10 protein-coding genes are annotated in these 15,593 nt (G+C 54.9%); 6 read left to right on the top strand and 4 right to left on the bottom strand.

Annotated elements, in window-relative coordinates:
- Positions 1-17 precede the first annotated feature (17 nt).
- Genes M5R41_14500 through crtI form a run of 4 tightly spaced genes read left to right on the top strand, consistent with a single transcriptional unit; the run spans position 18 to position 4,738 of the window.
- Entirely contained in the window at positions 18-1,076 is a 1,059-nt protein-coding gene (locus M5R41_14500) for a glycosyltransferase family 2 protein (protein MCZ7557605.1), read from the top strand.
- Positions 1,073-2,608, top strand: coding sequence for an NAD(P)/FAD-dependent oxidoreductase (locus M5R41_14495; GenBank protein ID MCZ7557604.1), 1,536 nt, complete (start codon positions 1,073-1,075; stop codon positions 2,606-2,608). The genes M5R41_14500 and M5R41_14495 overlap by 4 nt, the downstream gene beginning before the upstream one ends.
- Positions 2,605-3,255 (top strand): carotenoid biosynthesis protein, encoded by a 651-nt coding sequence (locus tag M5R41_14490; GenBank protein MCZ7557603.1) that lies wholly within the window; start codon positions 2,605-2,607, stop codon positions 3,253-3,255. Before M5R41_14495 ends, M5R41_14490 begins: the two co-directional genes overlap by 4 nt.
- Positions 3,256-3,268: 13 nt before the next feature.
- Entirely contained in the window at positions 3,269-4,738 is a 1,470-nt protein-coding gene (crtI, locus tag M5R41_14485; GenBank protein MCZ7557602.1) for a phytoene desaturase family protein, read from the top strand.
- 125 nt (positions 4,739-4,863) lie between these two features.
- On the opposite strand, the gene M5R41_14480 is transcribed toward crtI, so the two are convergent.
- Positions 4,864-7,176 (bottom strand): OmpA family protein, encoded by a 2,313-nt coding sequence (locus tag M5R41_14480; GenBank protein ID MCZ7557601.1) that lies wholly within the window; start codon positions 7,174-7,176, stop codon positions 4,864-4,866.
- Between the two features lie 347 nt (positions 7,177-7,523).
- Between M5R41_14480 and M5R41_14475 the strand changes: the two genes are divergently transcribed.
- Positions 7,524-10,085, top strand: coding sequence for a T9SS type A sorting domain-containing protein (locus M5R41_14475; protein ID MCZ7557600.1), 2,562 nt, complete (start codon positions 7,524-7,526; stop codon positions 10,083-10,085).
- A gap of 653 nt (positions 10,086-10,738) precedes the next feature.
- Here the strand turns inward: M5R41_14475 and M5R41_14470 are convergent.
- Complete coding sequence (locus tag M5R41_14470; GenBank protein MCZ7557599.1) at positions 10,739-10,888, bottom strand: hypothetical protein; 150 nt, start codon at positions 10,886-10,888, stop codon at positions 10,739-10,741.
- Between the two features lie 57 nt (positions 10,889-10,945).
- Between M5R41_14470 and M5R41_14465 the strand changes: the two genes are divergently transcribed.
- Positions 10,946-13,648 (top strand): choice-of-anchor D domain-containing protein, encoded by a 2,703-nt coding sequence (locus M5R41_14465; protein MCZ7557598.1) that lies wholly within the window; start codon positions 10,946-10,948, stop codon positions 13,646-13,648.
- On the opposite strand, the gene M5R41_14460 is transcribed toward M5R41_14465, so the two are convergent.
- The gene (locus tag M5R41_14460) at positions 13,637-14,416 is read right to left on the bottom strand and encodes a carbon-nitrogen hydrolase family protein (GenBank protein MCZ7557597.1); all 780 of its coding nucleotides are present in this window, start codon (positions 14,414-14,416) and stop codon (positions 13,637-13,639) included. The genes M5R41_14465 and M5R41_14460 overlap by 12 nt on opposite strands.
- Before the next feature lie 208 nt (positions 14,417-14,624).
- Positions 14,625-15,047, bottom strand: coding sequence for a secondary thiamine-phosphate synthase enzyme YjbQ (locus tag M5R41_14455; GenBank protein MCZ7557596.1), 423 nt, complete (start codon positions 15,045-15,047; stop codon positions 14,625-14,627).
- Positions 15,048-15,593: the final 546 nt, after the last annotated feature.

Raw genomic sequence — 15,593 nt, 5'->3', positions numbered from 1 at the left:
TAGTTGCGGGTGTGAACATGGTGTTTGGCCCGTTTCTTGCGAAGAGACGCGCATCCCGCGGAGCATCTCCCTGGATTACCGTTTGCATTCCTGCTCGCAATGAAGGCACGAACATCCAGGGTCTTCTGGACGCACTTGAAGCGCAGGATTGGGAAAACTTTGATGTGTTGGTACTCGACGACGAATCGACCGATAACACCGCTGCTCTGGTAGAAGCTGCGAGCTCACGATGGAGCGCTGTTTCGCTCATAAAGGGAAATTCGCTGCCGCCAGGTTGGACGGGAAAGAACTGGGCCTGTCATCAACTTTCAGAGCAGGCGCGAGGTGATGTGCTTCTGTTCATGGATGCGGATGTACGACCGGAGATCTCAGCACTGTCCGGGACGGTCGGGGCAATGCACGCCTATCGCGCTGATGTACTCTCCGCATTTCCGCGACAGCTCCTGCGCGGCATTGCTTCACGCCTGATCGTCCCGGTGATGGATGTGTTGCTCTACGCCTTCCTTCCAATGCAATTGGTGCATCGCACACGATTTTCATCGCTCTCGGCTGCGAACGGTCAATGGATAGCCTTCACGCGAAAGTCCTACGTGCGTGTGGGAGGTCATGCAGCGGTCCGTTCGGAAATTGTGGAAGACATACGTCTGGCGCAGCGGAGCAAACAGTTGGGGCTGCGCATGCTTCTCATGTCGGGAGTCGGGGCTGTGAATTGCCGAATGTACAACAGCGGTCGCGAAGTGCTGGAGGGCTTTTCAAAGAATTTTTTCGCGGCGTTCAATTTTAATGTCGTTGCCTTCGGCGCTGCGCATGTGTTGTTACTGCTTCTGTTCGTCGCACCGTACGTTGCACTCGCGGTGAAGCCGTCCGTATTGGCTTCGGTGCTTGTTCTCCTGAATCTGCTGCTGCGCTCATTCCTTGCTCTGCGATTGCGACACGGAATGGTGACAGTGCTTCTTCACCCGTTTGGCATTTTGGCCGCGGTAGGTATCGGTATTCATGCAGTCTGGCAACGTTATGCCCGAGGCGCAGTGCGGTGGAAGGGACGGACCATTCCGGTACGTGGGTCGGACACATGAACAGTTCTCCACGTGCGCTATCCGGGTTACCGGTGGTTGAGACCATTGGTGATCCGGACGTGATCGTCATAGGTGCCGGGATTGCGGGTTTGACCTCTGCGGCTTTGTTGGCCACGACGGGTCGAAAGGTGCTGGTTCTGGAGGGCATTCATTACCCCGGTGGCTGCGCGTCATCCTATGAAAAGGATGGAGCAGTGTTCGATGTCGGAGCAACGACGTTTAGCGGGATCGCGCCGGGTCAACCGTTACGCGCGCTCTTCGACATTATTGGAGAATTCGACGCATTGCTTCCAGCCGATCCTCCTATGGGAGTGTCCATGAACGCACGCACGCTGCACCGGAGTCCGGATCGCTTCAGCTGGTACGAACAGGTGCGGGATCACTTCGGACAGGATCAGAGAGCATTTTGGGATGAACTACGGCATTTCAGTGATGCAGCATACGGTATGCTTACCGCGGTGCGCCATCTCCCTCCTTTGACTCCGCTGGAAGCACTGGCAGATCTGCGTAGTCTGCAGCCTGCTGTGTTACGGCATCTTCCCCATGTGCTATCGCCCATAGCGTCTCGAATACAACGACACGGGCTCTCCGACCCGGAATTCCGTCGTTTCATCGATGCCCAGTTGCTCATCACCAGTCAGGCATCGTCCTCCCATATCCCCTTTCTGGCGGGTGCACTGGGGCTTACCTATCCTGATTATCCCGTCTTCTCTGTGGCAGGAGGTATGATCGCCTATGCACGGTTTCTTGAGGAGCGTCTGCACAGTGCTGGTGGCTACGTCGAGTATCTGCAACGTGTCGTTGCAGTGACCCGCGAGAGTGGAGGGTGGTCTGTCCGGACCGCGCGAGGCACCGTATATACGTCACCTGTCGTCGTGAGCAGTGTACCGATATTCAACCTTCCTGCCATATTCGACGGCGAGGCTGCCAACTACTTCCGACGCATAGTAAGACGCATCGAGTCGTCCGGGGTGACACTCTGGGGTGCATTCACGGTGTATGCACTCGTGGAGAGTGAACTGGTGAAGGAGGTGCCGATAAATTTGCAGGTGATCCTCCCGCATGCATTGGAATATTGCGGCAGCAGCACATTGTTTTGTTCCTTTTCCCATCCTGCCGATGCGAGAAGAGCGCCAGACGGATACAGGGCGCTTACTATCAGCACCCATATCCGACGGGATCATCCCGCGCTTCTGCAAAGAGGTGAGCAAAGAAAAGCATGGAAAGCGTATGCCGCTGCCGAAGTCGAAGTTGCGCTGCGCTCACATGTGCCGGAGTTGCGGGAATTCCGCTTTTCACGAATACAGTGCGGGACCCCAACAACGTTCGAAAAATACACCGGAAGGCTGGATGGGCTGGTGGGCGGATTGCCACTCGACAGACGGCTGTTTCCCTTCCGATTCCCGAGTCCGAAAACTCCTTTCGAGGGTGTATATTTGTGTGGAGACACGATATTTCCTGGTCAGGGACTGCCGGGTGTCACACTCGGTGCTCTGGCATTGTATAACCGATTTCGGATGATGGACGAATGAACCTGCGACATAACTCCTGGACAATCGTTGGCGTGTATGTTTTTTTCATTGCCGGTGGCATCTGGAACAGCCTCGGATACTTCCAGAACTTCATGACATACACTACACCGGCAGTGCTGGTGATTACCGCAATAGTCTCCTATTCGTTGACATACCGCATAAGCTGGAAGAGCGGTCTTGCCGCGTTGGCCATATTCGTGGTGACATGGGGCGTGGAAGCTCTGGGCGTGGCGACGGGATTTCCGTTCGGTGAATATGTCTATACCGATACACTGGGTCTACAGGTTCTTGGCGTATCGCTGGTCATCCCCTTCGCCTGGATCGCGGTCATTTCCGGCAGCGACGCTGTGACCGGACATTTCTTCTCACGTGTCAGCGTCCTTTTGGTTGGCCTCTTTGCAACGATATTTGACTTCTTTCTGGAGTTCGCAGCTGATGCGCTCGATTACTGGCATTGGGAAGGTGGCTTTCCTCCGACAAGCAATTACATGAGCTGGTTCGTCATCAGCGTGGCAGCGGCGGCGCTCTTGCGCGATACGACAAAGCGGAGGTCGCATCTCCGTCTACCCGCGCATCTGTATATGGCACAGCTCTGGTATTTCGCCCTTACAGTGGTCGGTCTGAAATCGCGTATCTTTTTACCCTGACACGAGAGGCACAATGGCGCAGAAGGTAGCCGTAATCGGGGCTGGTTTCGGAGGTCTCGCCGCCGCTATCGAGCTGGCGGTTGCCGGAGTCGAGGTGCATCTGTATGAACGACATTCCGCTCCCGGAGGGAAAGCGGCTGAAGTCCGCACCGGAGGCTTTCGTTTTGATACCGGTCCGTCACTTCTGACCATGCCCTTCGTGGTGGATGATCTCTACACGTCGGCTGGACGAAAACGCGACGTCCTATTCGAACCCGTCGATCCGATATGCCGCTATTTTTTTGATGATGGTACACGATTCGACGCGTGGTCTGATGAGATGCGCTTACTCGAAGAAGTACGCAACCTGGCCCCCGGGGAAGAAGTGGCGGTTCGGCGTTTCCTGGATTACAGTGAACGAATCTACCGTCTGACGAGCGATCTATTTCTGTTCAACCGGCTCGATGACCTAAAGAACCTTCTCCATACCCGGAATTTGCTGACCTTACTGCAACTTCCGCGTATCGATGCCTTTCGCAGTGTGCACAATGCCGTGTCTTCATTTTTCGAAGATCACCGTCTTGTACAGATATTCGATCGCTATGCCACATACAATGGCTCCGATCCATTCAAAGCTCCGGCAACTCTCAACATCATTCCGCATGTCGAGTACCGATTGGGTGGATACTACGTCCGCGGAGGAATGCACGCGCTGGTCACCTCTCTTGCCCGTCTGGCACAGGACATGGGAGTGACGCTCCATTACGAATCGGATGTGCAACAGATATTGCACGACGGTCAGCGGGTCCGGGGCTTACGTATCCACGGTGAGGACCTTCCTTTTTCGAGGATAGTCAGCAACGCTGATGCAGTCTACACCCTGACACATTTGCTGGAAGCTTCGACCCTATGGTCACGCAAACGTACCTTCGAGCCCTCATGCAGCGGTTTCGTTTTTCTCTGGGGCGTCGATACTACGCATGCACAACTCGCCCATCACAACATTTTTTTCTCCGGCAATTATCGTAAAGAGTTCCGTCAGATTTTTGACGAATGCCGGGTTCCCAGTGATCCCACCGTGTACGTTTCGATAACATCGAAAGCCGATCCGGACCACGCACCGCCTGGTCAAGAGAACTGGTTCGTACTCATCAATATGCCGGCATTGACCGAGCGAAATGCTGTGCCGGACATTGATCGGATCCGCGAATCAGTTCTACGGCAGCTTACTGCAAGCGGTGTTGAAATACGTGATCGCATTATGGTCGAGCACATCATCACACCGGCCGATCTCGAGACAAAATACAGCGCCTTTCGCGGTAGCATTTACGGAATCTCCTCCAATTCCAGAAATGCCGCTTTTCTGCGTCCAGGTAACAGAGTACGCCAGCCACGAGGTCTGTATCTCTGCGGGGGTGCCGCTCATCCAGGTGGCGGAGTGCCGTTGGTGCTTTTATCCGGCAAACATGCTGCAAAATGTGTGATCGAAGACCTGAGAATGTGAAGCGGTTTGTGTGCTGGCCACAGGAAGGAAAAAACGGCGGGCGCGGAATTCACCGCGCCCGTTGCTGTCATGATTCTCAGAGCAGTTTGTACGACACCGGTTGCGCGTGTGCCGTTTTGACAGGATTAGTCGGTTTCAGCCAGACGAAATTCAACCCGGCGATTCTTCGCCCTGTTTTCCTCGGAATCATTCGGGACGGCTGGTCTCGACTCGCCATAGCCGAGGAATTCCAATCGACTCCTGTCAATGTTCTTGCGAATGAGATAGTCCATCACCGAGCGGGCGCGTTTATTGGACAAATCGAAGTTGTAATCCTCCGTCCCAATGTCGTCGGTATGTGCTGCTATGACGATGCGCAGATCAGGGTGGAGCTCAAGGAAACGTAGCAGCCGATCTATCTCAAAATAGGATTCTGGTCTGAGATCCCATTTGTTGAAATCGAAGAAAATGTTGTTCAGTCCTTGAGCCAGCAAATCACCCCATTTGTCACGTTTGCTCCTCATGCTCTCGACGGACTTCAGGTCGAAATTGAACGAAAAACTGCGCCCGCTGCCGTCTCGGCCGTCTCGGTTACGGCCATCGCCATTCCGGCCATCGCCATTCCGGCCATCACCATTCCGACCATCGCCATTCCGACCATCACCATTCTGACCGTCGCCGTTACGACCGTCGCCATTCCGGCCATCTCCATTCCGACCATCTCCATTCTGACCGTCGCCGTTACGGCCATCGCCATTCTGACCGTCGCCGTTACGACCATCGCCATTCCGGCCATCTCCATTCTGACCGTCGCCGTTACGGCCATCGCCATTCCGACCGTCGCCGTTCCGGCCATCTCCATTCTGACCGTCGCCGTTACGGCCATCGCCATTCCGACCATCGCCATTCCGGCCGTCGCCGTTCCGACCATCACCATTCCGGCCGTCGCCGTTCCGGCCATCACCATTCTGACCGTCGCCGTTACGACCATCACCATTCCGACCATCACCATTCTGACCGTCGCCGTTACGACCGTCGCCGTTGCGATCACCGGCTTCGGCAAGGCTTCCTTTACTCAAATCAAGGTTCTTCGCATCCGGATAATAGCCCTCTTTTTCAACGAAAAGGGCGATATTGTCTCCTTCGGGAACCGAAAGCATGAAGCGTCCCGTTTCCGGGTCGCTCTGTCCGGTACCGACCACCTTGCCGTCCGACAACCTCTGCACCATGATGTCGGCACCGATGGGATTGCCATTGTCGTCAAGGATATTACCGGAAAGCGTGGCGACAGGACTTTCCGGACGCGCTGCACGCGGCAGAGTGATCATGTACAGATCGTTCTGACCAGCACTCCCGGGACGATTGGATGCGGCATAAAACGCATACCTGCCATCGGGAGTAATTTTGTATCCCCAGTCATCTTCGGAAGTGTTCACATCCTTTCCGAGATTGACGGGTATACTCCATTCTGTCCAGGAATCTTCGCGTAGTCGGATGGATTTAAACACATCGAGCTTTCCAAGACCGGGATGGCCGTCCGAGGAAAAATAGAGCGTTTTTCCGTCAGGATGCAGGAAGGCGGAGCGCTCCGCATACGGGGTGTTTATTGCCGGTCCGAGATTGATGGGTGGCTGCCAGTATGTACCGCGCCGCACCGATACGAAAATGTCGGTGTTACCGTTGAGTCCGCCGTGAAAGGGTGTATTCTTTGGGACGCGGTCGCCCGTTACGCCCTCGCGATCCGATGTGAACAGAACCGCAAAGCCATCCGCAGTCATGAACGCATCGGAGTCATAGAATTTGCTGTTGACAAGAGGAGGGAAATGGATGATGTTGGACCAGCCGCGGGCAGTTTTTTCGAAATAATAATTGTCGCCATTTCCTAGATGACCGGCGAAACCACCGTACACGAGGATTTTCGTTCCGTCAAAGGAAATACCATTGATCGTTTCGTGTTCCTTCGTGTTGATGCGCTCACCGATATTGACCGGTTCCGACCACTCGTCGTTTTCGAAATCCGACACGTATATGTCCAGATTCCCGAATCCACCTTCTCGGTCGCTGGCGAAGTACAAGCGCGAACCATCCACCGTGACGGAGGGTTTGATCTCATTCCATTCCGTATTGAGCCCACGCAGGTTGCGTAATTCGACATTGTAGGATGGCTCCCGAAGCAAGGAAATGATTTTATCGAAGCGGCCAGCCATAAGAGGAAAGGCGCTGCGGTATTGTTCGAAGACGGCAATGGCGGCCTCCCAATCCTGAGCGTCGAGTGCGGGTTTCGCCAGACGTTGTACCGCCAGAAACGCGTCCTCCGATGGTGCCCATTTTTTTATGTACGCGACGTAATCATCCTTGTCCTCCATTTTTGTCAGGTCGCTCGAAAGAGAGCAGGAGGTCAGGAGCAAGGCGGAAGCGAGAAGCAGCGAGGCGCCGAAGCGTCGAAGATAGCGTTTCATTCGGTGATGTTCCGTTGTTTTATGCACAGCAAACAAAGGTACAGAGCATGGGGAACCCAATGCAAGGCGCAATTGCGTCCCTGACCGCACGGCGACCATTTCTCCTTCCGGCCTGATCGCAGGCACCACCTCACCGCGAGAGGATCGAAGTCATCCTTACAGCTCCGTACTTCAATCCTGAATTTGAAGCCTTGCACCACGAATCGGGGGGAATCGCGAGCATCTTGCTTGAAGATGAATTCGCACAGTGTTTCATGATTGATACTCCCGTCTGAATTTACTAGCTTTTATTCCCGTCGCCTGTCAGTGCACGGAACGCGCCATTCATCCCAGCATCGGGTATCGCCATGAGAAAGCTGCTCCCACTCGTTCTGTTCTTCACCTTCGGTGCTGTCCACAGCCATGCACAGAACAGACCGGATGTGCTTATCGTTACGCAACCGGACCCAACATCGTGTTGCTACGAGCTTCGTCTTGAGAACAGACACACACCCCAATCCATGCTCGATCAACTCGCGCTGCGCATCATTACTCCGGGTGTCCGTTTTCAACCCGGAGCGCCCGGACCCTGGCCTGCGATCGAAAGCGACACACTCCTCATCTTCGGAGAGAGCGGCGTCCAGCTCCCTCCCGGCGAAGCAGCTGACGGATTCATCATGTGTATCGATTTACCACAGGGATCAAATGGTGCTTTCCGCGTTGAGTGGACGACTGCGTATGCCAATACGGTCAAGACCAAAGATACGCTGGACATTATTTGTACAGGCAGACCCCCGGACATCGACAGTCTGCTGGTCGTCGGTATAACGACACCGAATCAGCCGGATGAGTCCTGCGCTTTCGAATTGACGATACGCAACAGGCATGAACCTCCCGGACCATTGAACGGCCTGCAACTCACACTGCTGACGCCGGGAGCGACCTTTGTCGGTACTCCTTCGGGGCCTTGGGGCGGTGGCATTACGGATCCGACAACACTGGAATTCCAGTCGGATGATATACCAGTGGCCAGTGGAGGACAGTTGGGCGGATTTCGGGTTTTCATACGGCCACCGGGCGGTACCACTGGGAGCATTGCAATGCGCTACACCACCGCCCTGAATGGTGGGAAGCTCACCGAAGACATTGTCATGTTCGCCTGCACCCCCAAGGTGGCATCACGGTGCGACAGCTTCTCTGTTCGCCAGGGCAGCAATTGCGCTCTGACGCTTTCCGTTTTCAATACCCACCGTCCGCAATCCAATCTCGATGCGGTGCGCGTAACCGTGTTGACGCCGGGCGCCAGCATTCAAATGGCTAGTCCCACTGTGGGTTGGAACATCCTGTCGCAGACAGCGGGTACAGTCACCTTCAAGAAAAATACCGGCGTCGTGGCACCCAACGATTCCGCCATCGGTTTCCTCTTGCGCTTCAATCCATCGTCAACCGGCTTGGTACGGCTCTCTCTGTGCTCCATGCTTCAGAATCAGACAGTATGTTGCGACACGGCGCAATTGCAATGCGATCCTCCTCCCCCATCCACTTGTGATTCGGTATTTGCCGTCAGAACCAGGGGCGGGTGCGTGTACGATTTCGGTTTTGTCAACAAGCATCAACCCGCATCGAATGTGAACACCTTCCGGCTCAAACTGGAAACGCCGGGTGCCGTCATGCTGGATGCGACTGCTCCTTCCGGTTGGAACATCGAACTTCAGAGCCCGACCGAGATCACTTTCCGAGATACAACAGGAATGATCGCTCCTTCCGGTAAACAGAGCGGGTTTTTGCTCTCTCTCCAGCCCGGCAGCTTCGGAAATCAAGTATTGTACCAATGGTGCACTTCTCTCGACGGCAATGACGAATGCTGCGAGTTCAATGCGGTTACCTGCGAGCAAATTCAACCTAGGTGTGATTCTCTCGCTATAGCACCATCCGGTGAGTATTGCACGTATCGGATCGACGTGGCGAATCTCCACGTCCCGGAGTCGGATTTCGACGGGATACGAATCTCTCTCCGCGATCCAGCCACGGTGCTGATCGACGCTTCGGCACCCCAAGGTTGGGACATGGAAAGTCTGACGGATGCCACAGTGCTTTTTCGCAAAGTAAACGGCACTATCCTTACCGGTGAGAAAGCAGAAGGATTTGTTCTCTCTCTCGTCCCATCCGCAATTTCCACGCGCATCGCGATGGATTGGTGCACACTGCTTGACGACCGCACATTGTGCTGCGATACTCTCAGCGCGTTTTGCGCCATTCAACCGGTAGCACCGGACCGCGTCGACATACGCACAGACACCACCAGTCCGTGCTGTTTTGAATTTCTGGTGGATAATCAGCATTTGCCGAGGAGTCCGCTGACTTCGTTCACGGCAGAAGTTATTACAGACGATGTCACGCTCTACGCGAGCACCATACGATCCCCGGATCTTTGGACACCTGTTTCGAACGACAGAAAGGTTACCTGGAGGAGTACGTCGAGCGAAATTTCTCCTGGTCAGCGGCTGCAAGGCTTTGTGGTGTGCTACGACAACGACGCGACAGCAAACGCGGATTTCGAGGTAGTCTGGAATACGGTGAGTAACGGTCTGATTGTCAGCCACGATACGGTAACAGTCAAATGCGATCAGACTCTATCCGCAGAGCGGCATTCGTTCCCACTGCCTGATCGGGTATTCCTGTATCAGAATTATCCGAACCCATTTAATCCTTCAACCACCATCCGCTTCGAACTCCCTGTTGCGACCGAAGTGGAACTGACGCTGTATGACACGCATGGACGTCAGTTGATGGATCTGGGAAGCGCCAGGTACGAAGCGGGCAGCTGGTCCGTCCGCGTTGATGCTTCCCATCTCCCAAGCGGGACGTATTTCTACCGGCTACGCGCGGCATCGACTGTGCAAACGCGTTCGATGTTGTTGCTCCGTTGACTCTCGTCGCAGACCATTTGCCTGTTCCCGTAAGAGCCGGCGGAACGTAGATGCCGACAGCTCATGCTCCTGGTGTTTTGCACAACGTGCACGACCCTATGCGATCCGATCCTTTTCGACGATGAGCACGGGTTCCGCGTAATCCCATGCAGGAAGTAGCACAATCTCCATCATCTTGTCACACCGCTTCGCGTAGCCGTCTGTGAATTTGCATCGGTTCAGTATAGAGTATTGGACCTACTGGTATGGGGATAAAATGATGCATGGACAAATTACTGCCCCGAAATTCGGACATGACTTGGTAACTTTTTGTATGGGTGAGGTGTTTATTATTCTGGAAGTCAGAGATGGCAAGACACCTTCCTCCTTAATGATGGATAGACTCAATACCTTCCTGTGAACAGGCTCAGTAACGGCACCCCTCAAACAGTCTTGTCAGCTCAACTTTCACTACGCTGAAAATCCCGGTTCCCCTCCTCTGACCGGGATTTTCAGTTTTTTGTTGCGCCCGCTGCTTTTTTGCCGCATTTGTACGAATACCATTCTTTCCGAAACCGCTGGAGTATCACGGATCCTGATAGCGCTGGTTGCCTTCCTCCCTAGTGATGTCAATTTCCCTCTCCGCTCCGCGCAGCTCGGACCCGCATCTTCGTTTATGCATCATGGCGCTCCGATGCATATCGCTCACGTTCCCCCCGCGTTGCGATGACGTATCGCGCTTCGGCCACGAGAGCAAATGGGATGTCTATAGCTCGCTTCGGTGCGCGGTCGGACGTCTTGTGTTCGTATGTTTTGTACGCCATACTTGCTTCTCCGCACAAAATCCGATACCTTCCTTTTGGCATCGTTTCTGGTGTACCATGACACAAACCTCCCTTTCTGCGAAACATTTTCTGCTCGCGGGGCTGTGGCTCGCATGCACCGCGGCATCGTATTCACAAACGCTACTGTGGGATTCCACTGGCGTTCCCGTATGCACGGCCGAAGGATGGCAACGTGCACCTCGGATCGGCACTGATGGCCAGGGAGGCGCGATTATCGCTTGGGAGGATTTGCGACAGGGATCTCAGGCCGCGATATACGCAGCAAAAATTCTCCCGAACGGCTCTCTTCCATGGAATCCTGACGGCGTGGTAATCAGCCCGCCTGCCGCCGGCCAACGGCTCGCCGGTCTTTTGCCCGACGGGTCCGGTGGAGCGTTTCTGGCGTGGTGGAATGACGCCGCCGGAAACAGTGATGTCTACGCCCAGCGCATCGGAGCCAACGGTGCGGCTTTATGGAGCGGTGGACCGCTTCGCGTCTGCAACGCACCCGGGAATCAGCAATGGGTCGAGATGACTGCCGACGGCGAAGGCGGAATCATTATCGCCTGGCACGACAAACGCGGACAGGATCTGGATATTTATGCGCAACGTGTTGGCGCTTCGGGGAACTTTCTCTGGCAACAAAATGGAGTGGTGATTTCCACAGCTGCGGGAGACCAATCGTATCCGCAGCTCGCCTCGAACCGTCATGGCGGCGCATACATCGCGTGGATGGACAGGCGCAACGAAGACGATATCTACATGCAACACGTCGGCGCCGATGGAACGCTACGATGGACCGCAGATTTACCGGTGTGTACAGAACCAAACAGGCAGATAGCACCCAAGGTGGGTCAATTCGGTAACGATCGCGTCGTCGTTTTCTGGCAGGACTTCCGGCTCGGATTGAGCACTTCTGCCTTGTATCTTCAGATTTTTGATGAGGATGGAAACAAGACCTATCTGGAAGATTATCAGGTAGCACAGTCGGAGCAGACGCAAAGTGGCATGGCCCTTTCCGATGACGGAAAGGGCGGATCGCTGGCCGTGTGGGCGGATTTCCGGAAATCCAATGCCGACGGAGATATCTACATGCGCCGCATCAATGTCGACGGCAGCATCATCGGGGATTTCGGCAACGCCGTCTGTGACGCCGCCGGCACTCAGGAACGTCCGCAGATGATCAACGACGGATACGGTGGTGGTCTCGTCGTGTGGCAGGACAAGCGGAATACCTTCGACTACGATCTGTACATGAACCGCGTCTCGGCTCAGGGGACGACCAATTACAACGAGTGGAACACGCACTCCGGCGTTCTGCTTCACAGACACGATAATAACCAGCTCACGCCACAGATAGTCGCATCGACACTAGGCACCGCCATCATCGTGTGGTATGACGGAAGGATCCTGGACGGCCAGGCGGACATTTACGCGCAGCGCGTCGCATGGGCCCCGAATCTTCACCGTCCCGACTCCGTGAACTTCGCGATGTTCAAAACGGGGATGATTGAATACGATACAATAACGTTGCGCAACAATGGTGCACTCCCTCTTGTTATCACCAACGTACGCAGGGCAAGCGATCCCGCGACCACCCACCCCGCGGATTTCGTCTGGTTACCGACCATACCGCTACCGTACACCCTGCCTCCGGACTCATCCGTGCAGCTTGTCGTATCGTTCAAACCCGGCGGTGTCGGCCGCAGAATATCCGAGCTGCGCATCAGCAGCAACGCTCCGGAGGATCCCGCGATCATCCCGCTGATCGGCTATGGAACGAATCCGACATTAGAAACACCCTCGGTGTATCAGATGACGGTGACAAAACCTGGTAAATCACGCGAGGAGGAACTGAAAGACTTCCTCACGAACAAAGGTTCGGGCACACTGTACATCCATCGTCTCGAGTTCAGCGGACGAGACAGCCTTTTATTCTCCCTCGGCGCCAATCCTCCCTACCCTATCGCAGTGCCCGAGAACGGCACGGCATCGCTCCGACTGCGTTTCTCTCCGGATTCCGCCGGACCGAAAGAAACGACGCTGAAGATCTACCACAATGCCGATACGCTGCCGCGCAATGTCCGCATTTCCGGGATTGCTGCTACACCCGTGCTGTTGACGCATCCGATCACACAGTATTTCGATACGACGGAAGCAACGAAATCACGCGAAGCGGTAATACAGATCCGTAACACAACAGGGGTGGAACTCGAAGTGTACGATATACGGCTGAGCGGAGAGAATCCCGATGATTTCTCCCTTCAGGCGCAGTTGCCTCTGTACGTTCCCGGCGGCGGCGCACTGCCGTTTACTTTGCGTTTTCATCCCCAAAGCGCAGGCGCAAAGCGTGCGGACGTCATCATAACATCCGATGCGCCAAGCTCGCCCGACATTCTGCGTGTGTACGGTCCCGCCGTGCCATTGTCCGTGCCCGGTTTCGAGATGCCGAACGACTTCGCGTTTGCTTCCTTGTATCCCAATCCGGCCACCACAGGGCAGGACGTGCATGTGTTGCTCCGTTTGCCTTCTGTCCCGCAGGGTGAGATTACACTTCGTGCTGTAGACCTGCTAGGTCGAGAAGTACTTGTCTTGCACAGGGACGCGGGTGAAATGCCCGGGAATGGGGAATCCCGTTACGCAGTTACACTGCCTCTCCGTTGGACTGGTCTCCCGGCTGGAGTCTATACCATCATCGCTGAATATCGGCGTGGAGGACTTCTGCATCGTCATGCCCGTCCTCTACTGCTACTGCCCTGAATTGCCTTTCCGGAAAAATCCCCGGGCTTCGCGGTCGCTGCGGAATGCATCCAGTTGATCGAAATCGAGGGTGATTGCTTGCAGGCGGTCTTGTCCGACGGCAGTAAAAAACGCTTGTACATCATCTGACGCCGCATTCGCGAAGCCACCCACGCCGCTGCAGCGATGCACAGGCAGCAGCGAATCCTCACCCCAGTCGCTGATACCGACATACACGCCGAACTCGTATGCGCGGCTCACAGCCAGGTGCCGCCACATCTCCCGGGAATAGTCGGGTGATGGTTTACGCGTAATCGACAGTGCCGGCACAAGGACCAATTCCGGTAGTTCCTTCACCTTCCCGTACAGATCGCTGAACCAGAAATCCGCGCAGATAAGCACAAGCACGCGTCTTCCGCCAATGACGCACTGTCCGAGGCGCTCTCCTGGCTCGACACGGTTTCGCTCGTCCGCATACGGACGAAGTTTATCGTAATTGCACAGGATGCTGCCATCCGCCGCGATCACGGCACCTGTGTTGCGGCGAAAGGAGTCATTGATTTCGTGAAATGATCCACCGACTACCGTGCTGCCGGTCTGCGCGGCGATGTTTCGAATCTCGTGCAAGTACTCTTCGGCGTCATTGGTGAAGAAGATATGCTCAGGAAGGAGGATAATGTCATCCTTCATAAAACCGTCATGCGCTTCATCGAGCGCACGATACACAGCATCACGATTGAACGCATTATCGAAAGCCTTCAGTTGGGGTTGGGTAAGAATAAGGCGCATACGGGTTCTCCGGTGCTGAATGCTGCTGTGGTGGGTAGTTGCCGCTCCCGGCGGCGCTCTGTCATCATCGAGCACTGCGGAATGGAATTGCGGCGGCGGTGCGATATCAGAAAATCGTGCGGTGTCCGCATTGCGCGCGCGGCTGACAGCACCGCATGAAATGTAGGAAAAGGCACTCGTCGGTGCGTATTCCGCTAACTGAGACGCGTCACCTCTTGTCGCCCGTGAGCGTCACCGCAACGCGGCGGGGACCACCGGCATTCCTGTGCTCACCAAGATAGATGCCCTGCCAGGTACCCAGCAACAGGCGGCCCGCACGTACTGGCAGCAGAAGGCTACTGCCGATGAGCGATGCCTTGATATGCGCGGGCATGTCGTCATCACCTTCCAGCCTGTGTCTGAAATCTGTCGCTCCGTCCGGCACGGCGGTGCTATACCAGCGCTCCATATCAGAACGGACCGTGGGGTCTGCATTTTCATTTACCGACAATGACGCGGAGGTGTGAAGGATATGAAAATGGGCCAGTCCCACGGTATACTCGCTCAACACGGGAAGTTGAGAAAGTAATTCCTCGGTCACGAGGTGAAAACCCCTGTTTCGGGCAGCGAGCGTGATGATATACTGATCCATGGAAAATCCGTCTCGATGAAGCATCGGACGAAGTATAGCAAATGCACACCGGTATTCCCAGTTTTATCGGCGATGCCGAAAACCTTCAGGGTTGCCCAATGATCCATCACGCCTGTTGCTGATCGGCAGGGATTCTTCAAACACGAGGCACTCAATGATCGTCATCACGGCAACCGCTGTGCAGGTACAAAATCAAAGATTCCTCCAAATACAGGTTCGATGATGGTACCTGCATGCAATATGTAATGAAGCACAAAGCCAGGGTATTTGTTGGAAATATTGCTGTGCACGGCGTGTCCTTTAATCACTTTCTTGGCGATGTGGTGATTATTTGACACGGCCCATGCTGATCATTCACGTTCGACACCAGCAGTTCGCAATTGAGTGCTGCCTCTGTAAATCACCGTAACTGATTGATAAATAATGAGTTACCCCCCCCTGTTGAATGCATGAGTCCTCAGCAGAAATTTCTGGTACAAATATTGATGTTAGATTCTCGCAGGCCTGCGGATCTCATCAAAACAACATGTCCAGCAACCGATTAAG

It is taken from the genome of Bacteroidia bacterium (assembly GCA_027493955.1).
Classification (GTDB): domain Bacteria; phylum Bacteroidota; class Ignavibacteria; order SZUA-365; family SZUA-365; genus JAOSJT01.
Note: the sequence above shows the minus strand (reverse complement) of the source record. Positions and strands in the feature narration are given on the sequence as shown.

Bases quoted from the DNA above. Each gene is read 5' to 3' on its own strand.
- M5R41_14500 (MCZ7557605.1), top strand. From the start codon at position 18: ATGGTGTTTGGCCCGTTTCTTGCGAAGAGACGCGCATCCCGCGGAGCA.
- M5R41_14495 (MCZ7557604.1), top strand. From the start codon at position 1,073: ATGAACAGTTCTCCACGTGCGCTATCCGGGTTACCGGTGGTTGAGACC.
- M5R41_14490 (MCZ7557603.1), top strand. From the start codon at position 2,605: ATGAACCTGCGACATAACTCCTGGACAATCGTTGGCGTGTATGTTTTT.
- crtI (MCZ7557602.1), top strand. From the start codon at position 3,269: ATGGCGCAGAAGGTAGCCGTAATCGGGGCTGGTTTCGGAGGTCTCGCC.
- M5R41_14480 (MCZ7557601.1), bottom strand. From the start codon at position 7,176: ATGAAACGCTATCTTCGACGCTTCGGCGCCTCGCTGCTTCTCGCTTCC.
- M5R41_14475 (MCZ7557600.1), top strand. From the start codon at position 7,524: ATGAGAAAGCTGCTCCCACTCGTTCTGTTCTTCACCTTCGGTGCTGTC.
- M5R41_14470 (MCZ7557599.1), bottom strand. From the start codon at position 10,888: ATGGCGTACAAAACATACGAACACAAGACGTCCGACCGCGCACCGAAG.
- M5R41_14465 (MCZ7557598.1), top strand. From the start codon at position 10,946: ATGACACAAACCTCCCTTTCTGCGAAACATTTTCTGCTCGCGGGGCTG.
- M5R41_14460 (MCZ7557597.1), bottom strand. From the start codon at position 14,416: ATGCGCCTTATTCTTACCCAACCCCAACTGAAGGCTTTCGATAATGCG.
- M5R41_14455 (MCZ7557596.1), bottom strand. From the start codon at position 15,047: ATGGATCAGTATATCATCACGCTCGCTGCCCGAAACAGGGGTTTTCAC.